Source organism: Micromonospora luteifusca (assembly GCF_016907275.1).
GTDB lineage: Bacteria > Actinomycetota > Actinomycetes > Mycobacteriales > Micromonosporaceae > Micromonospora > Micromonospora luteifusca.
In genome coordinates, this window is sequence record NZ_JAFBBP010000001.1 from 1,198,405 (window position 1) to 1,221,478 (window position 23,074).

Annotated in this window: 21 protein-coding genes; 6 read left to right on the top strand and 15 right to left on the bottom strand. The window is 71.1% G+C overall.

The window, feature by feature from the left end; all coding sequences use genetic code 11:
• Positions 1-148 precede the first annotated feature (148 nt).
• A complete protein-coding gene (gene pgl / locus JOD64_RS04980) occupies positions 149-919 on the top strand; it encodes a 6-phosphogluconolactonase (protein WP_204941117.1) in 771 nt (256 codons plus the stop codon).
• A 17-nt stretch (positions 920-936) separates the two neighbouring features.
• On the opposite strand, the gene JOD64_RS04985 is transcribed toward pgl, so the two are convergent.
• The 8 genes from JOD64_RS04985 to rapZ form a co-directional block, all read right to left on the bottom strand.
• Positions 937-1,278 (bottom strand): RNA polymerase-binding protein RbpA, encoded by a 342-nt coding sequence (locus tag JOD64_RS04985; protein ID WP_204941118.1) that lies wholly within the window; start codon positions 1,276-1,278, stop codon positions 937-939.
• A gap of 141 nt (positions 1,279-1,419) precedes the next feature.
• On the bottom strand, positions 1,420-1,680 hold the full coding sequence (gene secG / locus JOD64_RS04990) for a preprotein translocase subunit SecG (protein ID WP_110563949.1): 261 nt from the start codon (positions 1,678-1,680) through the stop codon (positions 1,420-1,422).
• 96 nt (positions 1,681-1,776) lie between these two features.
• Positions 1,777-2,568 (bottom strand): triose-phosphate isomerase, encoded by a 792-nt coding sequence (tpiA, locus tag JOD64_RS04995; protein ID WP_204941119.1) that lies wholly within the window; start codon positions 2,566-2,568, stop codon positions 1,777-1,779.
• Positions 2,569-3,768, bottom strand: coding sequence for a phosphoglycerate kinase (locus tag JOD64_RS05000; protein ID WP_204941120.1), 1,200 nt, complete (start codon positions 3,766-3,768; stop codon positions 2,569-2,571).
• Positions 3,765-4,769, bottom strand: a complete 1,005-nt coding sequence (gene gap / locus JOD64_RS05005; protein WP_204941121.1) for a type I glyceraldehyde-3-phosphate dehydrogenase — start codon at positions 4,767-4,769, stop codon at positions 3,765-3,767. The genes JOD64_RS05000 and gap overlap by 4 nt, the downstream gene beginning before the upstream one ends.
• 266 nt (positions 4,770-5,035) lie before the next feature.
• A complete protein-coding gene (gene whiA / locus JOD64_RS05010) occupies positions 5,036-6,016 on the bottom strand; it encodes a DNA-binding protein WhiA (RefSeq protein ID WP_074312802.1) in 981 nt (326 codons plus the stop codon).
• Positions 6,017-6,070: 54 nt separating this feature from the next.
• Positions 6,071-7,114: a gluconeogenesis factor YvcK family protein gene (locus tag JOD64_RS05015; RefSeq protein ID WP_204941122.1), complete on the bottom strand. Its 1,044-nt coding sequence runs from the start codon at positions 7,112-7,114 to the stop codon at positions 6,071-6,073.
• Complete coding sequence (gene rapZ, locus JOD64_RS05020; protein WP_204945904.1) at positions 7,111-8,013, bottom strand: RNase adapter RapZ; 903 nt, start codon at positions 8,011-8,013, stop codon at positions 7,111-7,113. The genes JOD64_RS05015 and rapZ overlap by 4 nt, the downstream gene beginning before the upstream one ends.
• 251 nt (positions 8,014-8,264) lie before the next feature.
• On the opposite strand from rapZ, the gene JOD64_RS05025 reads away from it, so the two are divergent.
• The gene (locus JOD64_RS05025; protein WP_204941123.1) at positions 8,265-8,609 is read left to right on the top strand and encodes a hypothetical protein; all 345 of its coding nucleotides are present in this window, start codon (positions 8,265-8,267) and stop codon (positions 8,607-8,609) included.
• 75 nt (positions 8,610-8,684) lie between these two features.
• Positions 8,685-10,526 (top strand): DNA helicase RecQ, encoded by a 1,842-nt coding sequence (gene recQ / locus JOD64_RS05030; protein ID WP_204941124.1) that lies wholly within the window; start codon positions 8,685-8,687, stop codon positions 10,524-10,526.
• A 174-nt stretch (positions 10,527-10,700) separates the two neighbouring features.
• Here the strand turns inward: recQ and JOD64_RS05035 are convergent, their stop codons facing one another.
• The 5 genes from JOD64_RS05035 to rsgA all read right to left on the bottom strand — a co-directional run bounded on the left by JOD64_RS05035 (position 10,701) and on the right by rsgA (position 19,496).
• Positions 10,701-11,345, bottom strand: coding sequence for a C39 family peptidase (locus tag JOD64_RS05035; RefSeq protein WP_204945905.1), 645 nt, complete (start codon positions 11,343-11,345; stop codon positions 10,701-10,703).
• A gap of 1,024 nt (positions 11,346-12,369) precedes the next feature.
• A complete protein-coding gene (gene uvrC, locus JOD64_RS05040; protein ID WP_204941125.1) occupies positions 12,370-14,358 on the bottom strand; it encodes an excinuclease ABC subunit UvrC in 1,989 nt (662 codons plus the stop codon).
• A gap of 137 nt (positions 14,359-14,495) precedes the next feature.
• On the bottom strand, positions 14,496-14,978 hold the full coding sequence (locus JOD64_RS05045; protein WP_204941126.1) for a Rieske (2Fe-2S) protein: 483 nt from the start codon (positions 14,976-14,978) through the stop codon (positions 14,496-14,498).
• 261 nt (positions 14,979-15,239) lie between these two features.
• Positions 15,240-18,191 (bottom strand): excinuclease ABC subunit UvrA, encoded by a 2,952-nt coding sequence (gene uvrA / locus JOD64_RS05050; protein ID WP_204941128.1) that lies wholly within the window; start codon positions 18,189-18,191, stop codon positions 15,240-15,242.
• A 234-nt stretch (positions 18,192-18,425) separates the two neighbouring features.
• The gene (gene rsgA, locus JOD64_RS05055) at positions 18,426-19,496 is read right to left on the bottom strand and encodes a ribosome small subunit-dependent GTPase A (RefSeq protein ID WP_204941130.1); all 1,071 of its coding nucleotides are present in this window, start codon (positions 19,494-19,496) and stop codon (positions 18,426-18,428) included.
• Positions 19,497-19,674: 178 nt separating this feature from the next.
• On the opposite strand from rsgA, the gene JOD64_RS05060 reads away from it, so the two are divergent.
• Positions 19,675-20,391, top strand: a complete 717-nt coding sequence (locus JOD64_RS05060) for a maleylpyruvate isomerase family mycothiol-dependent enzyme (RefSeq protein ID WP_204941131.1) — start codon at positions 19,675-19,677, stop codon at positions 20,389-20,391.
• 7 nt (positions 20,392-20,398) lie between these two features.
• The gene (locus tag JOD64_RS05065; protein WP_204941132.1) at positions 20,399-21,052 is read left to right on the top strand and encodes an MBL fold metallo-hydrolase; all 654 of its coding nucleotides are present in this window, start codon (positions 20,399-20,401) and stop codon (positions 21,050-21,052) included.
• Between the two features lie 216 nt (positions 21,053-21,268).
• On the opposite strand, the gene JOD64_RS05070 is transcribed toward JOD64_RS05065, so the two are convergent.
• Together JOD64_RS05070 and JOD64_RS05075 are read right to left on the bottom strand one after the other, a co-directional pair.
• Complete coding sequence (locus tag JOD64_RS05070) at positions 21,269-21,877, bottom strand: DedA family protein (protein ID WP_204941134.1); 609 nt, start codon at positions 21,875-21,877, stop codon at positions 21,269-21,271.
• A 103-nt stretch (positions 21,878-21,980) separates the two neighbouring features.
• Positions 21,981-22,664 carry a class I SAM-dependent methyltransferase gene (locus JOD64_RS05075; protein WP_372434081.1) on the bottom strand — a complete coding sequence of 228 codons (684 nt, stop codon included), beginning with the start codon at positions 22,662-22,664 and terminating at the stop codon, positions 21,981-21,983.
• A gap of 193 nt (positions 22,665-22,857) precedes the next feature.
• On the opposite strand from JOD64_RS05075, the gene JOD64_RS05080 reads away from it, so the two are divergent.
• Positions 22,858-23,061, top strand: a complete 204-nt coding sequence (locus tag JOD64_RS05080; protein WP_007462771.1) for a cold-shock protein — start codon at positions 22,858-22,860, stop codon at positions 23,059-23,061.
• Positions 23,062-23,074: the final 13 nt, after the last annotated feature.

Here is a 23,074-nt window from a genome sequence, read left to right on the forward strand (position 1 = left end):
CCGGGCACGACCTCGGGGCAGGGCCGGGTTGATTCCGGGCCCTGCCCCCGCAACCTCCGGGGGCGTTCGCCCCCTCCACCTCGGGCACACCGGCCCGGGCCCACGCGACAGCGACCGCCCCGCGGTCTGAGAAACGAAGGCGCAACCCATGAGTGAGGCGAGTGTCGCGGTCCACGCCGACGCCGACCTGCTGGCGCAGGCAGTGGCGGCCCGGTTGCTGGTGAAGCTGCTCGACGCCCAGGCTGACCGGGGCGAGGCGTCGGTGGTGCTCACCGGTGGTCGGATCGCCGCGGCCGTGTACCGGGCGGTGGCGACGCTGCCGGCCCGCGACGCGGTGGACTGGTCCCGCGTCGACGTGTGGTGGGGTGACGAGCGGTTCCTGCCCGCCGGTGATCCGGACCGCAACGAGACGCAGGCCCGCGCCGCCCTGCTGGACGTGGTGCCGCTGGACCCGGCCCGGGTGCACCCGATGCCGGCCTCCGACGGCCCGGCCGGCAACGACCCCGAGGCGGCGGCAGCCGCGTACGCCGAGGAGTTGGCGCGCGCCGCCCGGCCCGGGCACGCCACGCTGCCGCACTTCGACGTGCTGATGCTGGGCGTCGGCGAGGACGGGCACGTGGCCTCGGTCTTCCCCGAGCACCCGGTGCACTACGAGACCCGGCCGGTCAGCGCCGTGCGGGGCAGCCCCAAGCCGCCGCCGATGCGGACCACGCTCACCCTGCCGGCGATCAACACCGCCGAGGAGGTCTGGCTGGTGGCCGGAGGCGCCGACAAGGCACGCGCGGTGGGGATGGCGTTGGCCGGCGCGGGGCCGGTGCAGTTGCCGGCCGCCGGGGTGCACGGCGTGGACCGCACCCGTTGGTTGTTGGACCGGGCGGCGGCGGCCGACGTCCCCGCCCGCCTACGCAGCCTCCGCTGACCGCGAGGAGGGGCCCGCTATTCGCCGCGCCGGCGGCGTAGCGCGGCGAGGGCCTCGGCCAGCAACGCCTCGCCCTCCTCGGCGGTACGCCGCTCCTTCACGTACGCCAGGTGGCTCTTGTACGGTTCGGCACGGACCCTGCCTGGCGGGTTCTGCGCGTCCCGTCCGGCGGGTAGACCACACCGGGGGCAGTCCCACCGGGCAGGCGCCTCGGCGTCCGCGGCGATCCGGATGTCGATCCGGTGGTCGTTGCGGCACCAGTAGGTGACGTTCTGTCGGGGGGCGGGTTGGTGCCGTTCGTCGGGGCGCATGGAAGCGGACCCGACACGGGCGCCGCGGATGACGTTGCCACTGGGCACGGCTGCTCGCTCCTGTCGTCGGAGGGGACCCGCCGTCTTTTCAGGGGTGGACGGCGGGCGACGCGGTGCAGCGGAGAAAAGCCTGCGCGCGGCCCGTCGAGTGACGGACCGCGCGCAGATTGTACGACTTGACGAGCTAGCTCAGGAGCCGCTGTTCATCTGGAGACGCAGCCAGAGCCCGAGCCCGACGATGGCGGCGAACCAGACGACGCTCACCAGAACCGTGTAGCGGTCCAGGTTTTTCTCCGCGACCGAGGAGCCGGCGAGGCTGGAGCTGACGCCACCGCCGAACATGCTCGACAGACCGCCGCCCTTGCCACGGTGCAGCAAGATCAGCATGGTGAGCAGAATGCTCGTGATGACCAGCAACACGATCAACGTGTATGCGAACCAGATCGGCATGGCTGGGGTCAGTTCCTCTCGTAGCGATCCTCGCCCGGTCTGATCGGGCACGGTGGCACCGACCGGTGGACGGGCGGTGTCCAGGATACCGAGCGATCAGCGGGCGAGGTGCTCCGGGAACCGGCAGATCTGAGCGAATTCCTCCGCGTCCAGGCTGGCGCCCCCCACCAGGGCCCCGTCCACGTCCAGCTGGGCCATGATCGAGGCGACGTTGGACGCCTTGACCGAGCCGCCGTAGAGGACCCGGACCTGGTCGGCGGTGTCCTGGCCGAAGCGGTCCACCAGTCGCTGCCGGACCGCCCCGCAGACCTCCTGAGCGTCGTCCGGCGTCGCGGTCTTGCCCGTGCCGATCGCCCAGACCGGCTCGTACGCGATCACGACCTGCCGGACCTGCTCGGCGGTGAGCCCGGCCAGGCCCCCGTCGAGCTGGTCGGCGCAGTGCGCCACGTGGGTGCCCTGCTCGCGCACGTCCAGCCCCTCGCCCACGCAGAGGATCGGCGTCAGGCCGTGCGTCAGCGCCGCCTTCACCTTGGCGTTGACCAGGGCGTCGTCCTCGTGGTGGTAGGCCCGCCGCTCGGAGTGCCCGACCACCACGTACGTGCAGCCGAGCTTGGCCAGCATTGGGCCGGAGATCTCTCCCGTGTACGCGCCGGACGCGTGCGGGGAGAGGTCCTGCCCGCCGTAGCCGATCATCAGCTTGTCGCCGTCCACCGCGGTCTGCACGGTACGCAGGTCGGTGAAGGGCGGCAGCACGACCGTCTCGACGTCGGTGAGGTGCTTCTCGGTGAGGCTCGCCGCCAGCTTCTGCACCAGCAGGTTGGCCTCGAGGTGGTTGAGGTTCATCTTCCAGTTGCCGGCCATCAACGGCCGACGGGTCGTGCTCGCCATTCAGTTCTCCAGGGCTGCGATGCCGGGGAGGGCCTTGCCCTCGAGGTATTCAAGGGAGGCGCCGCCGCCGGTGGAGATGTGCCCGAAGGACGACTCGTCCAGCCCCAGGGCACGGACCGCCGCCGCCGAGTCGCCGCCACCGACGACGCTGAACGCGTCGGCCTTGGTGATCGCCTCGGCGATTCCCCGGGTGCCAGCCGCGAAGGCCGGCATCTCGAACACGCCCATCGGCCCGTTCCAGAAGATCGTCTTCGCCTGGGACAGCGCGGCGCTGAAGCCGGCCACCGTCTCCGGGCCAACGTCCAGGCCGAGCCGGTGGCTCGGGATGCCGTCGACGCGGACCGTGTCGTGGGCGGCATCCGGGGCGAACGCGTCCGCGACCACCACGTCGACCGGGAGCATGATCTTGCCGCCGGACCGCTCCAGCAGGTTGCGGCAGGTCTCGACCATGTCCTTCTCCAGCAGCGAGGTGCCCACCTCCAGGCCCTGGGCCTTGAGGAACGTGAAGCACATCCCGCCACCGATGAGCAGCCGATCGACCGTGGGCAGCAGCGCCTCGATCACGGCAAGCTTGTCGGACACCTTCGACCCACCGAGCACCACCACGTACGGCCGCTCGGGGTCACCGGTGAGCTTGGAGAGCACCTCGACCTCGCGCAGCACCAGGCGGCCCGCGACGTGCGGCAGCCGCGCCGGCACGTCGTAGACGCTGGCGTGCTTGCGGTGCACGGCACCGAACGCGTCGTCCACGTACGCGTCGCCGAACGCGGCGAGCTGGTCGGCGAAGGCACCCCGCTCGGCCTCGTCCTTGCTGGTCTCGCCCGCGTTGAAGCGCAGGTTCTCCAGCAGGGCGACCTGGCCGTCGGCCAGGTCCGCGACCGTGGAACGGGCGGAATCCCCGACGGTGTCGGTGGCGAAGTGCACCGGCGCGCCGAGCAGCTCACCGAGCCGCCCGGCGACCGGGCGGAGGCTGAACTGCGGATCCGGCGCACCCTTCGGGCGGCCCAGGTGCGAACAGACGACGACCTTCGCGCCGGCCTCGACCAGCGCGCCGACGGTCGGCAGCACCGCGCGGATGCGGCCGTCGTCCGTGATGGCACCGGTCTGCTTGTCGAGCGGGACGTTCAGGTCGGCGCGCACCAGCACGCGCCGACCCGACACCCCCTCGGCGAACAGATCGTCGAGGGTCCGGATGCTCACAGCGAGCTACCGACCAGCTTGACGAGGTCGACGAGACGGTTGGAGTAGCCCCACTCGTTGTCGTACCAGCCGACGACCTTGACCTGGTTGCCAACGACCTTGGTCAGCGGCGCGTCGAAGATGCACGACGCCGGGTCCGTGACGATGTCGGTGGAGACGATCGGGTCCTCGTTGTAGACCAGGATGCCCTTGAGCGGGCCGTCCGCGGCGGCCTTCAGCGCGGCGTTGACCTCGTCCACGGTGGTCTCACGAGCCACGTTGACGGTGAGGTCGGTGACCGAGCCGGTCGGGATCGGCACCCGCAGGGCGTACCCGTCGAGCTTGCCCTTGAGGTCCGGCAGGACCAGACCGATCGCCTTGGCGGCGCCGGTGGAGGTCGGGACGATGTTCAGCGCGGCGGCCCGGGCCCGACGCAGGTCCGAGTGCGGCGCGTCCTGCAGGTTCTGGTCCTGGGTGTACGCGTGGATCGTCGTCATCAGACCGTGCTGGATGCCGAACGTGTCGTGCAGGACCTTCGCCATCGGGGCGAGGCAGTTGGTGGTGCACGAAGCGTTGGAGATGATGGTGTGCTTCGCCGGGTCGTAGGTGTCGTGGTTGACACCCATGACGACGGTGACGTCCTCGTTCTTCGCCGGGGCGGAGATGATGACCTTCTTGGCCCCGCCGTCGACGTGCGCCTTGGCCTTGGTGGCGTCGGTGAAGAAGCCGGTGGACTCGATGACGACGTCGGCGCCGACCTCGCCCCACGGCAGCTTCGACGGGTCCTTCTCGGCGTACGCCTTGATGGTCTTGCCACCGACGGTGATCTCGTCGGCGGTGGCCTTGACCTCGTAGGGCAGGCGACCGAGGATGCTGTCGTACTTGAGCAGGTGGGCGAGCGTGGCGTTGTCGGTCAGGTCGTTCACCGCCACGACCTCGATGTCGGCGTCAGACGCCAGCACTGCCCGGAAGAAGTTACGGCCGATTCGGCCAAAGCCGTTGATGCCAACCCGGATGGTCACAGGTCCCATCTCCTCGCGTTCTGGTCCGCCGGCTTCAGACAACGGGCCGGCGGGAATGGTGTGCGCCGACCGTTGGAGCCGGCCGTCGACGGTTCATCTCGGCCACCCCGCCGCGCGGTCTGAGGACCTGACCGCCCGAGGCGGTGGGGCACGACGAGAGTGCCGGTGTCGGCCCCCTTGCCGTACGCAGCGACCATATCCGAGCGCGCGAGACCACACTGCGCCGGGTCGTGCTCCCGGGCGCACTGTGCGGTCCCACCGTCCTATCAGACCACGAGCATGTCGGGCGTGACGGCTGCTTCCGTATCCGGGATGCCAAGATCGCGGGCCCGCTTGTCGGCCAGCGCCAGGAGCCGGCGGATCCGCCCCGCGATGGCGTCCTTGGTCAACGGCGGTTCGGCCAGCGCGCCCAACTCCTCCAGCGACGCCTGCCGGTGCTCCAGGCGCAGCCGGCCGGCGTCGGTCAGGTGGTTGGGCGCCTCGTCGGCGAGGATCTCCAGTGCGCGGGTGACCCGGGCGGCGGCGGCGACCGCGGCACGAGCCGAGCGGCGCAGGTTGGCGTCGTCGAAGTTGGCGAGCCGGTTGGCGGTGGCCCGCACCTCGCGGCGTACCCGCCGCTCCTCCCACGCGAGCACGCTGGAGTGCGCGCCGATGCGGGTGAGCAGCGCGGCGATCGCGTCGCCGTCCTTGACCACCACCCGGTCCACGCCGCGCACCTCGCGGTTCTTCGCGGTGATGCCGATGCGGCGGGCCGCGCCGACCAGCGCCAGTGCCGACTCGGGCCCCGGGCAGGTGATCTCCAGGGCGCTGGAGCGGCCGGGCTCGGTGAGCGAGCCGTGCGCCATGAAGGCGCCCCGCCACGCGGAGACCGCGCAGCAGACGTTCGCCGCCACCACGTGCGGGGGCAGCCCACGCACCGGGCGGCCCCGCACGTCGAGCAGGCCGGTCTGCCGCGCGAGGGCCTCGCCGTCCTTGACGACCCGCACGATGAAGTGGCTGCCCTTGCGCAACCCACCGGAGGCCAGCACGTGGATCTCGCTGGGGTACCCGTAGACCTCGGCGATCTCCCGGCGCAGCCGCCGGGCCACCGCCCCGGTGTCCAACTCCGCCTCCACCACCACGCGGCCGGAGACGATGTGCAGCCCGCCAGCGAACCGCAGCAGCGCCGCCATCTCCGCCCGCCGACAGCAGGGCTTGGGCACGTCGACCCGACTCAGCTCGTCCTTGACCGCGGCCGTCATCGCCATTGTGCGTCCCCTCACGGACCGGTTCCGGCGTGTCGCCGGAGATTACGTACGTGTCTAACGATCGGCGCGCAGGACAGGCACCAGCGCGGCGCCCAGGGCAGCCGGATCATGGCGGGGAGTGCCGTCGCGGACGGCGACGGGGGCGAGGACCAGGCGGGCACCCAGCGATTCTGCCGCACGTTCGACCGGTTCGGGGTCACCCACCGCCTTGGCATCAGCGAGCACGAGATCCACCTTCAGCTCGGGCAGGTACTGATGCAGTGCCGCGAGGTGGTCGGCGACGGAGAGCCCGAGGGTCTCCTTCTCCGCGGCGAGGTTCAGTGTGACCAACCGCCGGGCCGAGGTCGACACGATCGCGTCGGCCAACTGCGGCACCAGCAGGTGCGGAAGCACGCTTGTGTACCAGCTGCCCGGCCCGAAGATCAACCAGTCCGCCGCCATGATCGCCTCGATGGCCTCGGCGCAGGCCGCCGGCGCGGCGGGGGTGAGGCGCAGCGACTCGACCCGCCCGGTGGTCACGGCCACCTGGTGCTGGCCGCGCACGGTGCGCACCTCGTCGGGGGCGGCCGGGTCGACCCCGCGTACCCGCGCCTCGATGCCCACCGGCTGGCGGGACATCGGCAACACCCGGCCGACCGTGCCGAGCATCGCGCCGGCGTGCTCCAGCGCGGCCACCGGGTCACCGAGCAGCTCCATGAGACCGCAGAGCACCAGGTTGCCCACCGCGTGCCCGGCCAGCCCGTCCGTGCCGGCCGACGCCCCGTCGGTGCCGCGCCGGGCGGCGCCGTCGCCGTCCGGGTCGGTCGTTCCAGATTCGGGTACGCCCACCGGCACGGCCGCGAAGCGGTGCTGGAACAGCCCGGCGCTGCGACGGGTGGCCGGGTGGTCCCCGGCCAGCGCCACCAGAGCCTGACGCAGATCACCCGGAGGCAGCCCACCTCGCTCGGCGCGCAGGCGGCCACTGGAGCCGCCGTCGTCACCGACGGTGACCACCGCGGTGATATCGAAGTCGAGTTCGGGTGCACAGTGACGCAGCGCTCGCAGCGAGGCGGACAGGCCGTGCCCACCGCCGAACGCGACCACCCGGCGGGCCGTCATTCGCGCCCCAGATCACGGTGCTGGGCGTTGGCCGCCAGCCCGGAGTGGCGCAGCCGGCTGGCCAACTCCTCGGCGATGGCCACGCTGCGGTGCTTGCCGCCGGTGCAGCCCACGGCGACCGTCAGGTACCGCTTGCCCTCCCGCTCGAAGCCGATCGTGGTGGCGTTGACCAGGTCCGCGTACGAGGTGACGAAGGCGTCCGCGCCCTCCTGGCCCAAAACGTACGCGCTGACCGCCTCCTCCCGCCCGGTGTGCTCGCGCAACTCCGGCACCCAGTACGGGTTGGGCAGGAACCGGGCGTCCAGCACGAAGTCCGCGTCCGGCGGCAGGCCGTACTTGAAGCCGAACGACAGCACGGTGACCCGTAGCCGACGGGCGTCCTCGCCGCCGAACAACTCCTCGATGCGCCGACGGAGCTGGTTGACGTTGAGGTGGCTGGTGTCGATGATCACGTCGGCCTGGTCGCGTGCCTCCTCCAGCAGCCCGCGCTCCACGGCGATGCCGTCGGCCAACCGCCCGTCGCCCTGCAACGGGTGCGAACGGCGAACGCTCTCGAACCGCCGGATCAACACCTCGTCGTCGGCGTCGACGAAGACCACCCGAGGTGAGAAGCCGCGCTCCTTGAGCTCCCGGATCGCCCCGGCCAGGTCGGTGGAGAAGGCCCGCGAGCGCACGTCCAACACCATCGCGGTACGCCGAGCGGCACCGCCCGCCTTGAACGCCAACTCGGCCATGTCCAGCATCAGTGCCTGCGGCAGGTTGTCGACGACGTAGTAGCCGACGTTCTCCAACGCTCGGGCAACCGTGCTGCGGCCGCCCCCGGAGACGCCGGTGACCACCACGAGTGTGGTTTCCGACTCGGCCGCCGGCTGCCCGTCGACGGCGCTCGGATCGTCGATCCGGCCGCCGGCTGTGCGCGCCTCGCTCACCCGTACCCCCAAGCTGTGGCGCCGCGGCCGCCCTCGGCCGCGATAGGTCAATCAGCGACTCTATCCCGCCGCCCAGCCGACGGCCGGTACGCGTCGCGGGTCGCCGCTCGACCGACCGCCGCGGGTCGCCCTCCCGACAGCCACCACTCTTGATGACGATCAGTAACCGTCAATAAGCTCTTCGTGATCGTCGCAGGTCACACCGACACTGGGAGGGTGCGATGCACGACCTGGCGGACAAGAACAAATACGTCGGCTTCCTGTTCATGCGGATCAACCCGGAGTACTTCGCCCTCGGCCGGGAGGGCATCCACGAGGTCTCCGCCGAGCACGCGCGGGACCTGGGCCGCTTCGCCAAGCAGCTCACCCACGTCGTGACGACCGGGGTGAACGGCAAGTACGACCAGGTCACCATGGTCGAGGCCGACACCCTGGAGGAGATCAACGCGGCGGCCACCGCCTTCCGAATGGGCAACAAGGCCCGCTACATCGAGATCGTCGACATCGTGGTCGGGATGAAGGCCCCGCCGCGCGGCCTCGCGAACCGGTCCAGCCGGCCCAGCTGACCGCGCCCGCCCGGCGTGCCCGCCACTCGGGTGCGCCGGGCGGGCGGTGTCGGGGTCGGCTCGTAGACTCCGCGGATGGCTTCTCCCACCGACCTGCGCACCGAGGACGCTCTGCCGGTGCTGCGCCGGGTGTTCGGCTACGACGCCTTCCGCGGTTTCCAGCAGGACGTGATCGACCATGTGGTTGCCGGTGGCGACGCACTGGTGTTGATGCCCACCGGTGGCGGCAAGTCGCTGTGCTACCAGATCCCAGCCCTGGTCCGCGACGGGGTCGCGGTCGTCGTGTCCCCGCTGATCGCGCTCATGCAGGACCAGGTCGACGCGCTCACCGCGGTCGGCGTACGTGCCGGCTTCCTCAACTCGACCCAGACCCTGGACGCCCGCCGTCGGGTCGAGGCCGCCTTCGTCGCCGGCGAGTTGGACCTGCTCTACCTTGCCCCGGAGGCACTCGGCGTCCGGTCCACCCTCGCCCTGCTGGACCGGGGGCGCATCTCCCTGTTCGCGATCGACGAGGCGCACTGCGTGTCCCAGTGGGGGCACGACTTCCGCCCCGACTACCTGGCGCTGTCGATGCTGCACGAGCGTTGGCCCGAGGTGCCCCGCATCGCGCTGACCGCCACCGCGACCAGCGCCACCCGCACCGAGATCGCCACGCGGCTGAAGCTCGACGACGCCCGCCACTTCGTGGCCAGTTTCGACCGGCCCAACATCCAGTACCGCATCGTTCCCAAGCGGGAGCCCCGCAAGCAACTGCTGGCCCTGCTGCGCGACGAGCACCCCGGCGACGCCGGCATCATCTACTGCCTGTCCCGGGCCTCGGTCGACAAGACGGCCGAGTTCCTCACCGCCAACGGGGTCGCCGCCCTGCCGTACCACGCCGGTCTGGACGCCGCGACCCGCGCCGCCAACCAGCAACGCTTCCTGCGTGAGGACGGCCTGGTGATGGTGGCGACGATCGCCTTCGGCATGGGCATCGACAAACCGGACGTCCGATTCGTCGCCCACCTCGACCTGCCCAAGTCCGTCGAGGGCTACTACCAGGAGACCGGCCGTGCCGGGCGGGACGGCTTACCGTCCACCGCCTGGCTGGCGTACGGGCTGCAGGACGTCGTCCAGCAACGCAAGATGATCGAGACGTCCGACGGGGACCTCGCCCACCGCCGCAACCTCGCCGCACACCTGGACGCGATGCTCGCCCTCTGCGAGACGGTGCGCTGCCGACGGGTCCAGTTGCTCGAATACTTCGGCGAGACGACAACGGCCGCGTGCGGCAACTGCGACACCTGCCTGACCCCGCCGGAGTCCTGGGACGGCACGGTCGCCGCCCAGAAGTTGCTCTCCGCCGTCTTCCGTCTCGACCGCGAACGCAACCAGCGGTTCGGCGCCGGGCACTGCATCGACATCCTGCTCGGCAAACAGACCGACAAGATCAGCCAGTACGGTCACGACTCGCTGACCGTCTTCGGCATCGGCGCCGAGCTGAGTGAGGCCGAGTGGCGAGGCGTGGTCCGGCAACTGCTCGCCGAGGGGCTACTCGCCGTGGAGGGCGACTACGGCACGCTCGCCCTGACCGAGGCGAGCGCCGACGTCCTGGGTCGCCGCCGTACGGTCACCCTGCGTCGCGAACCGGAGAAGCCGGCCTCGACCCGCTCGTCGAAGCCGCGCGGCTCGGCCACCGTCGTGGCCGACCTGACGCCGGCCGCCACGTCGCTCTTCGAGCGGCTGCGCGGCTGGCGGGCGGCCACTGCCAAAGAGCAGGGCGTCCCGGCGTACGTGGTCTTCCACGACGCGACGCTCCGGCAGATCGCCAGCGGCGCGCCGGCCACACTGGCCGACTTGTCCCGCGTCAGCGGGGTCGGCGAGAACAAGCTCGCCAAGTACGGCGAGCAGATCCTCACCGTCCTCGCCACCGACTGAGAGCATGCCGAAGGGCCGGGCCCCTTTTGGGGGGTCCGGCCCTTCGGTCGTTGCTGGGCTGGTCAGCCGTCGGTCGTGTGCCGGGCTGAGCGATGTCGAAGGGCCGGACCCCGGGTGGGGGGTCCGGCCCTTCGGTGTGGTGCGGGTCAGCCTTGTGGTCGTGCGCTGGGCGGGTCAGCTGGTGGCGTAGCCGCGGGTGGCGATCCAGTCGGCGAGGTGCTCGATGCTGATCTGGTAGGCGGCGGTGTTGGGGTCGGCGGAGTCGGCGATGGTGACGGTGTTGCCGTTGTCGTGGTAGCCGACGACGCTGATGTAGTGCCCGCCTTCGTAGGAGTGCACGCCACCGCCTGTGTCGGTGCTGGTGCCGGCGATGTTGGCGACCACGGCGCGGCCGTTGTCGACGGTCTTGACCACGTCGGCGCGCAGACGGTCGGTCTGCTTGTCATCAGCGTTGGGGTTGCTGATCTCGACACTGTGGTAGGCGTCAGCCTTACCGGTTTCCTTGTTCAGCACCGGGGTGATGTCGTTGATCGAGTTGGTGCCGGCCTCGGTGGTGCCCATTTCCTTGGCCATGTCGTCGATGTTGATGTCCTTGCCCTGCACGGACAGGGCGTTACGGGTCGCGGCGGGGCCGCAGTCGTAGAAGTTCGGCTGCGCCTGGTAGCGCACGTTCAGTTCCCGCTCGCTGGTGGGCTTACGGTCGCCCTGGGTGTGGGCGTCCGCGGCGTACGCGGCGGTGATGGGGCCGGCGATGGCGCCGCCGGTGAAGGCGAGCCCAGCAGCGGTGAGAGCGGTCTTACGGATCAGATCGGTACGCATGATGGCGTGCTCCTCTGCGATGGGGGTGTCCGCAGCGCGCATCCGGGGGTGGGTGCGCGGCGGGAAGTCGTTCTCGGGGGGTTGCGCCCGGCAGCCCACGAACGGGCCGGCGTCGGGTGTCTCCAAGGGGGTGTAACGATCCCGGGGTAGCGGGTCATTCCGCCGCACTTGCCGGGGGTTGGCCTTGCTACTTCGGCGGCCGGGGGGTTTAACCGTGGCGGCCCGGCGGGTGTTCCCGGGGGCTGCCCGCACACCTCAGCTCCGGGGCTGTGGTGGCGTGCCAGGTATAACGACCCGGGTCGGCCCCCGATTCCACCGCCAGGGTGACTCCAACCACCGGACGAAACCACCCATCCGGAACAAACCGGCGACTTGGTGCTCCCGCATGGTGGGCATCCCGGCGTGATCCACTCCATGTCGGCGACATTGCGGTATCCGAGAGGCGGGATACCGCCACGTCGGCGATTTGGAGTCGATCACCCGACAGAAATCCCACATCACCCCACTGGCGACTAAGCTAATCGGGTCGTCGGCCCTCGCACCGCCTCGAACCGTCCTCGGGAGCTGGCGCGCGCCACGGAGGCACGGCTCGCCTGCCGAGATCATGCTCGATCCAGGCAACAGGGCCGTCAGTCATGAACGAGGCAACTACAACCAGGATCGAGCACGATCATGCGAACAGACACACCACCCTCGACCGCGGGCAGGCAGGACAGACGCACCACCGACTGACCGGCGGGGCGGGCGAGGCCGGCGAGGCGGGGCAAGTCGGGGGCAGGCGAGCCGAGACGAGGCGGGACCGGGCGAGGCTGGCGGGACCGGGCGGGACCGGGCAGGACCGGCGGGACCGGGCGGCGCAGGACCGGCGGGACCGGGCGGCGCAGGGCAGGCAGGACCGGGCGGCGCAGGGCAGGCAGGACCGGGCGGCGCAGGGCAGGCAGGACCGGGCGGCGCAGGGCAGGCAGGACCGGGCGGCGCAGGGCAGGCAGGCCGGGCAAGGCAGAGGAGGCGGGACAGGCGGCTGTCAGGGGCCCGGCGTCGCTGTGGCGCCGCCGTCGCCACTCGTGTCCTTGTCGAGGGCGGCCAGAATCGCCTCGGCGGTACGCCGGCCCACCCCGGGCACCTCGGTGATCTCCTCGACTGTTGCGGCGGAGAGTCGCTTGAGTGAGCCGAAATGACGCAGCAGCGCCTTGCGCCGAACCTCGCCCAAGCCGGGCACGTGGTCCAGCGCCGACTCGGTCATCCGCTTGGAACGCCGCTGCCGGTGGAAGGTGATGGCAAACCGGTGGGCCTCGTCACGGACCCGTTGCAGCAGGTAGAGCCCCTCCGAGGTGCGCGGCAGGATGACCGGGAACTCGTCGTCGGGGAGCCAGACCTCCTCCAGCCGCTTGGCCAGCCCACACAGGGCCACGTCGTCGATGCCCAGGTCGGCGAGGGCCTGCGCGGCCGCCGCGACCTGCGGGGCACCGCCGTCGACGACCACCAGCTGTGGCGGGTACGCGAATTTCCGCGGCCGGCCGGTGGTCGGATCGATCAGGACACCGACCTGCGGCTCCACCGCACCTCCAGGGGCGGTGGGGTCGTCGGCCGACTCCACCCCGACCTCGCCGGTCTCGGCCCTGGAGTCCAGGTAGCGGGCGAAGCGGCGGCGGAGCACCTCGGACATCGCGGACAGGTCGTCGGTGGCGCCACGGATGATGAAGCGCCGGTACTCGCTCTTGCGGGGCAACCCGTCCTCGAAGACGACCATGCTGGCGACCACATCGGTGCCCTGGATCTGGGAGATGTCGAAACACTCGATGCGCAGCGGCGAGGTACGCATGCCGAGTGCTTCGCTGATCTCGTCGAGTGCCTTGCCCCGGGTGGTCAGGTCACCGGAACGCTTGAGCTTGTGCCGGGCCAGCGCGTCCTTGGCGTTGCGCTCCACCGTCTCCATGAGTGAGCGCTTGTCGCCGCGCTGTGGCACCCGCAGCGACACCCGGCTGCCCCGGTGGTTGGAGAGCCAGTCGGCCAGCGCGTCGGCGTCCGCGGGCAACTCGGGCACCAGCAGCTCCCGGGGCACGTCGGTTTCGCCCTGCTCGCTCCCGTACACCTGGGTGCAGAAGTGGTGCACGAGGTCGCCGGTGGTCAGGTCCTCGGTCTTCTCCACCACCCAGCCCCGCTGGCCGCGGACCCGGCCGTCACGGACGTGGAAGACCTGGACGGCCGCTTCGAGCGGGTCGTCGGCGAACGCGACCACGTCGGCGTCGGTGCCGTCGCCCAGCACCACGGTCTGCTTCTCCATGGCCCGGCGCAGCGCGGCCACGTCGTCACGCAGTCGGGCGGCGCGCTCGAACTCCAGTTGCTCGCTCGCCTCGGTCATCTCGCGCTCGATCTTGCGGACCATGGTGTCGGTGCGCCCGGCCATGAAGTCGCAGAACCCGTCGACGATCGCGCGGTGTTCGTCGGCGGAGACGGTGCCGACGCACGGCGCCGAGCACTTGCCGATGTAGCCGAGCAGGCAGGGACGGCCGACCTGTCCGGCCCGTTTGAACACCCCGGCGGAGCAGGTCCGGGCGGGGAACACCCGCAGCAGCAGGTCGAGCGTCTCCCGGATCGCCCAGGCGTGCGAGTACGGACCGAAGTAGCGCACCCCCTTGCGCTTGGCGCCACGCATCACCTGCAGCCGCGGGTACTCCTCGTCGAGGGTGACGGCGAGGTAGGGGTATGACTTGTCGTCGCGGTAGCGGACGTTGAACCGAGGGTCGTACTGCTTGATCCAGGTGAACTCCTGCTGGAGCGCCTCGACCTCGGTGCCGACGGTGATCCAGTCCACCGATTCGGCGGTGGTGACCATCTGCCGCGTGCGCTCGTGCAGGTTCCACACGTCGCCGAAGTAGGAGTTGAGCCGGCTGCGCAGGTTTTTCGCCTTGCCAACGTAGATCACTCGGCCGGTGCCGTCACGGAAGCGGTAGACCCCCGGTGACTCCGGGATGGTGCCGGGCGCGGGGCGGTAGGTCGAGGGGTCAGCCACGCCAGCAAGCCTAGTCCGCAGCACCGACAGCCCACCGCAACCGCTAGATCCACTCGGTGTCCGGGAGATCGAGGCGCCGCAGGTCGCGGGCACACCGACTCCCGGAACGCGAGTCGACAAAGCAGACGAGGTACGCGTCAGGCCAGTGAGATCTGGTCTCCGGTGACCTTGATCTCCTTGGGCGGCAGCGGCCTGGTGGCCGGGCCGGCCTTCACCGAGCCGTCCTCGATGGAGAACTTGCTGCCGTGGCAGGTGCAGTTGATGGTGCCCCCGTCGACGTTCGTCACCGGGCAGTTCTGGTGGGTGCAGATCGGGCTGAAGCCCTTGAACTGGCCCGCGGTGGGCTGGGTGATGACCACGCCGTCGCTGGCGAGGACCTTCCCGCCACCGACCGGGATGTCGGCGGTGGTGGCCAGCGACTGGGCGCCCTGCCGGTCGCCGCCGCCGGCGTCCCCGGTGCTGGGCACCGCTGGGCCGCCGCTGGTGGGAGCGGCACTGCCGTTGCCGTCATCACTGCCGCAGGCGGCCAGGACGACGGCCGCGCCGACTGCCCCGACGCCAGTGAGCAGGGTACGACGTGTCTGGGTACCCGGACCGGTCAGCGCCTGATCGTCACTCATGCCTCGCCTCTCTCTAGCTGCGCCGGTTGGAGAGCCGGCACACTTCTCCACACGGGCAACTGTGCCGGATGGTTCAGCGCGGCATCTGTCCGACCGGGAAATGGGACGGGACGGGCTCCGGTCCGGTTCCACCGACGCCACCTGGACGTGCGCGAACCGGACCAGACCCGTCCCGCAATCGGCATACGCGAACCCGACCGGACCCACCGCCACAATCGGCGTACGCGAGCCCGACCGGAGCCGCTCTGGGAAAGCCGACGGTCAGCGCGCCGCCGCGGCCGGCACCTTGCGGCTGGCCCGCGTCTTTGTCGCGACACCGTTGGCCTTGGTCGCCCGGGTGGTGGCGGCAGCCGCGCCCTTTGCCTCGCCGTCGAGCTTGAGCACCTGGCGCAGGAACTGGCCGGTGTGGCTCTCCGCCACCTCGGCGACCTCCTCGGGGGTGCCGGTGGCGAGCACGGTGCCGCCCCGGTGACCGCCCTCCGGACCCATGTCGATCAGCCAGTCGGCCGTCTTGATCACGTCGAGGTTGTGCTCGATGGTGATCACGGTGTTGCCCTTGTCGACCAGCCCTTCCAGCACCATCAGCAGCTTGCGGATGTCCTCGAAGTGCAGACCGGTGGTCGGCTCGTCGAGCACGTAGACCGTCCGACCGGTGGAACGCTTCTGCAGCTCGGAGGCGAGCTTGACCCGCTGCGCCTCACCGCCGGAGAGTGTCGGCGCGGGCTGACCGAGGCGTACGTAGCCGAGGCCGACGTCGACAAGCGTCTTGAGGTGCCGGTGGATGGGCGGGATGGCGGAGAAGAACTCGGCGGCCTCCTCGATCGGCATCTCCAGCACGTCCGACACGGTCTTGCCCTTGTAGTGCACCTCCAGGGTCTCCCGGTTGTACCGCGCACCCTTGCAGACCTCGCAGGGGACGTACACGTCGGGCAGGAAGTTCATCTCGATCTTGATGGTGCCGTCGCCGGAGCACGCCTCGCAGCGCCCGCCCTTGACGTTGAACGAGAACCGGCCCGGGCCATACCCGCGCACCTTCGCCTCGGTGGTCTCGGCGAAGAGCCTGCGGACGTGGTCCCAGACGCCGGTGTAGGTGGCCGGGTTGGAGCGCGGCGTCCGGCCGATCGGCGACTGATCCACTCCGACGACCTTGTCCACGTGCTCCAGGCCGGAGACCCGGGTGTGCCGGCCGGGGACCAGCCGAGCGCCGTTGATCTGGTTGGCCAGCACCGCGTACAGGATGTCGTTGACCAGCGTCGACTTGCCCGAGCCACTCACCCCGGTGACCGCGATCAGCTGGCCCAGCGGGAACGGGACGGTCAGGTTGCGCAGGTTGTGCTCACGCGCGCCGTGCACCACCAGGTCCCGGGTCGGATCCTGCGGGCGGCGCTTCGTCGGCGTCGGGATCGACCGCCGCCCGGACAGGTACGCCCCGGTGATCGACTCCTTGTTCTTCAGCAGGGCCGGCACCGAGCCGCTGTGCACGATCTTGCCGCCGTGCTCACCCGCGCCGGGCCCGATGTCGACGATCCAGTCGGCGGTGCGGATGGTGTCCTCGTCGTGCTCCACCACGATCAGCGTGTTGCCCAGACCGCGCAGCCGGATCAGGGTCTCGATCAGCCGATGGTTGTCGCGCTGGTGCAGCCCGATCGAGGGCTCGTCGAGCACGTAGAGCACACCCACCAGGCCGGAGCCGATCTGGGTGGCGAGCCGGATGCGCTGCGCCTCACCGCCGGACAGCGTGCCGGCCGGCCGGTCCAGGGAGAGGTAGTCCAGACCCACGTCGAGCAGGAACCGCAGCCGGGCGTTGATCTCCTTGAGGACCCGCTCGGCGATCAACTTCTGCCGGTCGGTGAGCTCGATGCCGGCGAGCAGGTCGGCGCACTCCCCCACGGAAAGGTTGCAGACCTCGGCGATGCTCTTGCCGGCCAGCGTGACCGCGAGCACCTCGGGCTTGAGCCGGGCGCCGCCGCACGCCGCACACGGCACGTCGCGCATGTAGCCCTCGTACTTGTCGCGGGACGACTCGGACTCGGTGTCGGAGTGCCGGCGCTCGATCCACTGCACCACGCCCTCGAAGCCGGTGTAGTAGGAGCGCTCGCGCCCGTACTTGTTGCGGTAGCGCACGTGCACCTGATCGTCGGAGCCGTGCAGGATCGTCTTCTGCGCCCGCGCCGGCAACGCCCGCCACGGGGTGTCGACGTCGAAGTGCTGGGCCTCGCCGAGGGCCTCCAGCAGGCGCAGGAAGTATTCCAGGTTGTGCCCGGTGGACCAGGGCTGAACGGCGCCCTCGCGCAGGCTGCGCTCCGGGTCGGGGACCAGCAGCTCCGGGTCGACCTCCTTCTTGGTGCCCAGGCCCGTGCATTCCGGGCAGGCGCCGTACGGTGCGTTGAAGGAGAAGACCCGGGGCTCGAGATCCTCAATGGCGAGCGGGTGGTCGTTGGGGCAGGCCAGGTGCTCGGAGTAGCGGCGCTCCCGCTCCGGGTCGTCCTCCGGAAGGTCGACGAAGTCGAGCAGCACCAGTCCACTGGACAGACCCAGGGCGGCCTCGACCGAGTCGGTCAGCCGCTGCTTGGCGCTCGGCTTGACGGTGAGCCGGTCGATCACCACCTCGATGGTGTGCTTCTCCTGCTTCTTGAGCTTCGGCGGCTCGGTCAGCGGGTGCACCACGCCGTCGATCCGGGCCCGGGCATAGCCCTTGGCCTGCAGCTCGGCGAAGAGGTCGACGTACTCGCCCTTGCGGCCGCGGATCACCGGCGCGAGCACCATGAACTTGGTGCCCTCGGCCATGGCGAGGACCCGGTCGACGATCTGCTGGGGGCTCTGCCGAGAGATCCGCTCACCACAGACCGGGCAGTGCGGCTCGCCGATGCGGGCGTAGAGCAGTCGGAGGTAGTCGTAGACCTCGGTGATGGTGCCGACGGTCGACCGCGGGTTGCGCGAGGTGGACTTCTGGTCGATGGAGACGGCGGGGCTCAGGCCCTCGATGAAGTCGACGTCCGGCTTGTCCATCTGGCCGAGGAACTGCCGGGCGTACGACGAGAGCGACTCGACGTAGCGGCGCTGCCCCTCGGCGAAGATCGTGTCGAAGGCCAGGCTCGACTTGCCCGACCCGGACAGCCCGGTGAACACGATGAGCGCGTCCCGGGGCAGGTCGAGACTGACGTCACGCAGGTTGTGCTCGCGCGCGCCACGGATGATCAGTCGGTCGGCCACAGTGCGTGTACTCCCGGGAGAAGATGAAGCGAAGGATCTGTCCCGCTCTGGGGTGATTCTGAGCGGTCGTGCGGGCGCGGAAAACACGCCTCGGCAACTCTAGCCCCGAGGTACGACAGTTTTCCCCGCCCGCACATTCCCCCAGCTCAGCCCGGTCGGCCGCGCCAATCAGATGCTCTTGGCCACAGAGGTCACGAGCGTCGGATCAGTAACCCCCGAGCGACGCGGGCCGGGTCAGTAACCCCCGGGCGACGGGGGCCGGGCTGCCCGACGCCGGGCCGAACGCCACCCACCGCGCCGCTCCGCCGCCAACCGCGCCTCCCGCCGTCGGCTCTCGTGGGACACCTCCCCCTGCAGCCGTCGCCAACTCTCCCACCGGCGGGTGGAGAGCTCGCCGGTCTGCAGCGCCTCGCGGACCGCGCAGGCGGGCTCGCCGTCGTGCCCGCAGTCGGCGTACCGGCAGCCCTCGGCCAGCCCGGCGATATCGGCGAATGCCCGGTCGAGCCCGGCCGCGCCGTCCAGCAGGCCGACCGCCCGCACACCGGGAGTGTCGATCACGGCGCCCCCGCCGGGGATCGGCACGAGGGCCCGCCAGGTGGTGGTGTGCCGCCCCTTGCCGTCGACCCGCCGGATCGCCTGGGTCGGCATCATCACCGCCCCGACCAGGGCGTTGACCAGGCTCGACTTGCCGGCGCCGGACGGCCCGAGCAGGCCGAGCGTGCGGCCGGGCGTCACCTCGGCGCGCAGTGGGCCCAGCCCGATGCCCCGTTCGGCGCTGACCGGCAGGACCGGCACGCCGGGGGCCACCGCGGCCAACTGGCGGGCCAGCGCGGCCGGGTCGGCCGCGAGGTCGGCCTTCGTCAGTACGACCAGCGGCCGGGCGCCGGACTCGTGGGCGAGGGAGAGCAGCCGTTCGATGCGGCCCACGTCCGGCTCGGGGTGCACCGGCTCGACCACGGCGGCCGCGTCGAGGTTGGCGGCCAGCACCTGGCCGCTGGCGTCCTTGCCGGCGGTACGGCGGATCAGCGCGGCCCGCCGCGGCAGCACCGCCTCCACGGTGACGCGCCGGTCCGGCCAGTGGGTGAGCAGCACCCAGTCCCCGGCGCAGGGCAGCGCGGACGGGTCCCGGGCCGCAGCGGCCAGCACAGCCCCGCCCAGGCTGGACCGGACCGGGCCGGTCGCCGTGAGCACCGTGCAGACTCCGCGGTCCACCCGGGCTACCCGGCCGGGGTGGTGCTCGCCGCGTCGCGCGGCGTGGGCCGCCCGCTCGGCGTCCCAGCCGAGGGCGGTCAGATCGATCGTCATGGCATCCTCATCGGTGTCGAAGCTGGTGATGGCGGAACACGCGTGCCACGTCCGGCATGATCACCACCTCCGTCCGATGTCCCGGTGCCGCGTCTGCCGCTGACGGTAGGTCGCGCGCCGACTTGCCGAAAGCGATTTCCCCGGCGACGGCGCGACGACGGACCGCTAGGGTCGACGGGTGACCACGGATCCGCTGTTGCTGATGGGCGAGGTGGACGCGGCCACCAGCCGACTCCTACGAACCGCAGCCTCCTTCGACGCCGCGGACCTGGCCGCCGCGTCGCTGCTGTCGGGCTGGACGCGCGGCCACGTGCTGGCGCATCTGGCGCGCAACGCCGACGGCTTCGTCAACCTGCTCACCTCGGCCCGCACCGGCCAGGCACTGCCGATGTACGCCTCGCTGGCGGCCCGCACGACGGACATCGAAGTGGGCTCGGGCCGGCCATCCGCCGAGCACCTGGACGATCTGCGGCGCACCGCGGACCTGTTCACCGAGGCGGTCGCGGCGATGCCGGCCGAGGCCTGGGCGGCGACGGTGCAGGCGCGTCGGGGCCCGTGGCCGGCCGCGCTGCTCGTCTGGGGCCGGCTGCGCGAGATCGAGGTGCACCACCTCGACCTGGCCGCCGACTACCGACCCGCCGACTGGTCGGAGACGTTCGCCCTCCGACTGCTGCGGGAGGCCGCCAGCCATCACGCCATGGGGCCGACACCGCCGTCGATGGTGCTGCACCTCGACGGCAGCGAGCACGAGGTGGTGATCGGCGACCGCGTCGGCGCCCCGATCGTCGCCGGCCCCGTCCCCGACCTCGCCGCGTGGTTGATCGGCCGCGCCGACGGCGACCCGCTCTCCGTCACCCCCGACGGTCCCCTGCCTACTCCACCGGAATGGATCTAGAAACGTCATGACATACAGCGGAGACGTCACCCACGGCGGCGCGCCGGCGGTACGCGAGCTGAACGGGCTCACCATCAGCAAGCTGTCGGTCGGCCCGATGGACAACAACGCCTACCTGCTGCGCTGCACGGGCACCGGTGACCAGGTCCTGATCGACGCCGCCAACGAGGCACCCCGGCTGCTGGACCTGATCGGCGACGGAGGGCTCACCGCCGTGGTGACGACTCACCAGCACATGGATCACTGGGTGGCGTTGGAGGAGGTGGTCGCCAAGACCAGTGCCCGGGCGCTGGTGCACGCCGACGACGCGGCCGGGCTGCCGATCGAGGCGGAACACCTGGCCGACGGCGACATCGTGCCGGTCGGCGACTGCGCGCTGGAGGTCATCCACATCAAGGGGCACACCCCGGGCTCGATCGCGCTGCTCTACCGCGACCCGGCCGGCACCGGGCACCTCTTCACCGGCGACAGCCTCTTCCCGGGCGGTGTCGGAAACACCGACAAGGACCCGGAGCGCTTCGCCGCGCTGATCGACGACGTCGAGCACAAGCTGTTCGACCAACTACCGGACGACACCTGGTTCTACCCCGGCCATGGCAAGGACAGCACCCTGGGAGCGGAACGACCGTCCCTCCCCCAGTGGCGAGCCCGAGGCTGGTAAACCCAACAAGCCGAGCTGACCGAACACCACTTAGATCGAAACCCGTCGTGGTGGCGGCTCCCCCGAACGAGCCGCCACCACGACGGGGGCGGGGGCCTGCCGTGCCCGGCGCAGGGATCAAGCCTGACCGCCCGGAGCCGGGCACGGCAGGCCCCCGCCCCACCCCCGCAACCAGCAGCCCCGCAGCAACAGCAAGCCAGGCCCAACCAGCAAGCCTCAACCAGCCACCGAGAACAACCGCCGCCGCGCCCCCAGCAGCACAACAGATGCCAACACCAGCCCGACCCCCATGGTGACCAGCAGCGGACTGGGGTCTCCGGGGAGCAGCCCGGCGAGCGACCGGGATGCGGTGCCCAGCGCGAGGTAGAGACCGGCCCAGGCGGTGGCGCCGAGGGCCGCGCAGCCGAGGAATCGACGGTACGACATCCGTAGCCCGCCGGCGGCCAGCGGGAGGAGCGCGTTGAACACGGGCAGGAACGGCGCGACGACCATCATCCGGCCGCCGCCGCGGCGCAGGATTCCCTCCGCGGCCGCCCAGCGTGTCTCGCCGATCCAGCCGCCGATCCGGCTGTGTCGCAGGCGCTCGGAGTAGCGGCGGCCGATCAGGAAGCTCAGCGACCAGCCGGCCAGGCAGCCGACCAGCACCGCGGCGAAGGTGGCCAGCCCGGTGGTCGGGCGGCCCACCCCGACGGCGGCCAGGATCGCCACGTCGCCGGGGACCAGGACACCCAGCAGGGGTACGGCGTCGAAGAGCATGACGAGCCCGAGCGCACCCATCAGCAGCAGGACGGGCAGTTCTCCGATCTGGGCCAGCCATTGCGTCATGCCTCGTACGCTATGGCCGCCGCACCACCCCGGGCATCCGGCCGTTGCCCCCAGCGGCCCCTGGTATCCGCCTCGGGGTCACCCCTGAGGCGGCGCCCCCATCTCAGGTGGGTCGCAGCACCTGCACGCGGCGTAACGACGAGTCGACCGACGGTTCGGTGGTGGGCACCGGATAGTTGGCCAGTACCGTCAGGCGGTCCGCCGGGAGGTGCCCTCGACCGGGGTCGCCGACCAGCACGTCGGCGCCCCCGGCGGCGGCTCTCTGCAGGAACGGCAGCATCCGGTCGGCCATCGCGCGGTCGTAGAAGACGTCTCCGGCGACCACCAGGTCGGCGTCGGCTTCGGTGCTGTCGAGCAGGTCGTCTCCGACGGCGTCGACGGCGACCCGGTTGGCCCGGGCGTTGAGCGTGACGGCGGCGATGGCGTAGGGGTCGATGTCGTTGGCGGTCACCTGTGCGGCGCCGGCCAGCGCGGCGGCGATGGCCACCAGCCCCGATCCGGCGGCGAGGTCGAGCACCCGGCGTCCGGCGGCGAGTTCCGGGTGGTCCAGGAGATGGCGGGCCAGGGCCTGACCGCCGGCCCAGGCGGACGCCCAGTACGGCGCCGGCAGGGCATGCCCGACGGCGGCCTCCATCCGAGCCCACCAGACGATCGCGTCCTCGGCCAGGTGCAGCCGCACCTCGGGAACGAACGGGGTGGGCACCAACCGGAGCCGGTCCAGGCCGACGCCGGGCGCGTCGATCTCGCGCTCCAACTCGGTCAGCGCGTCGGCTGCGGCACCCCTCATCGGCGCAAGCATGCCCCAGCGGCGGGCGATCGGGGCAGCTTTCGCATGCCGGCGCGCAGAGTTCACCCGACTTCACACGAAGACCTACGGCACTTCGGCCAGCGGATCGGGGTTTCGCCCGTTACTGTCGGACAGGTACGGGCGATCATCGGCCAGAGGCCGAGGGTCAGCCGCTTTGAACAGGGAGAGATGCATGGCAACCGGCACGGTTAAGTGGTTCAACTCGGAAAAGGGTTTCGGCTTCATCGAGCAGGACGGTGGAGGGCCGGACGTGTTCGTCCACTACTCCGCCATCGCTTCGAGCGGCTACCGGGAACTCAACGAGGGCCAGAAGGTCGAGTTCGAGGTGACCCAGGGGCAGAAGGGTCCGCAGGCGGACAACGTCCGCCCGATGTAGCTCCGTGCCGGTG

Coding starts and splice junctions, on each gene's coding strand:
- pgl (WP_204941117.1), top strand. CDS start 149: ATGAGTGAGGCGAGTGTCGCGGTCCACGCCGACGCCGACCTGCTGGCG.
- secG (WP_110563949.1), bottom strand. CDS start 1,680: ATGCCGATCTGGTTCGCATACACGTTGATCGTGTTGCTGGTCATCACG.
- tpiA (WP_204941119.1), bottom strand. CDS start 2,568: ATGGCGAGCACGACCCGTCGGCCGTTGATGGCCGGCAACTGGAAGATG.
- whiA (WP_074312802.1), bottom strand. CDS start 6,016: ATGGCGATGACGGCCGCGGTCAAGGACGAGCTGAGTCGGGTCGACGTG.
- JOD64_RS05015 (WP_204941122.1), bottom strand. CDS start 7,114: ATGACGGCCCGCCGGGTGGTCGCGTTCGGCGGTGGGCACGGCCTGTCC.
- JOD64_RS05025 (WP_204941123.1), top strand. CDS start 8,265: ATGCACGACCTGGCGGACAAGAACAAATACGTCGGCTTCCTGTTCATG.
- recQ (WP_204941124.1), top strand. CDS start 8,685: ATGGCTTCTCCCACCGACCTGCGCACCGAGGACGCTCTGCCGGTGCTG.
- JOD64_RS05035 (WP_204945905.1), bottom strand. CDS start 11,345: ATGCGTACCGATCTGATCCGTAAGACCGCTCTCACCGCTGCTGGGCTC.
- JOD64_RS05045 (WP_204941126.1), bottom strand. CDS start 14,978: ATGAGTGACGATCAGGCGCTGACCGGTCCGGGTACCCAGACACGTCGT.
- rsgA (WP_204941130.1), bottom strand. CDS start 19,496: ATGACGATCGATCTGACCGCCCTCGGCTGGGACGCCGAGCGGGCGGCC.
- JOD64_RS05065 (WP_204941132.1), top strand. CDS start 20,399: ATGACATACAGCGGAGACGTCACCCACGGCGGCGCGCCGGCGGTACGC.
- JOD64_RS05070 (WP_204941134.1), bottom strand. CDS start 21,877: ATGACGCAATGGCTGGCCCAGATCGGAGAACTGCCCGTCCTGCTGCTG.
- JOD64_RS05075 (WP_372434081.1), bottom strand. CDS start 22,664: ATGAGGGGTGCCGCAGCCGACGCGCTGACCGAGTTGGAGCGCGAGATC.
- JOD64_RS05080 (WP_007462771.1), top strand. CDS start 22,858: ATGGCAACCGGCACGGTTAAGTGGTTCAACTCGGAAAAGGGTTTCGGC.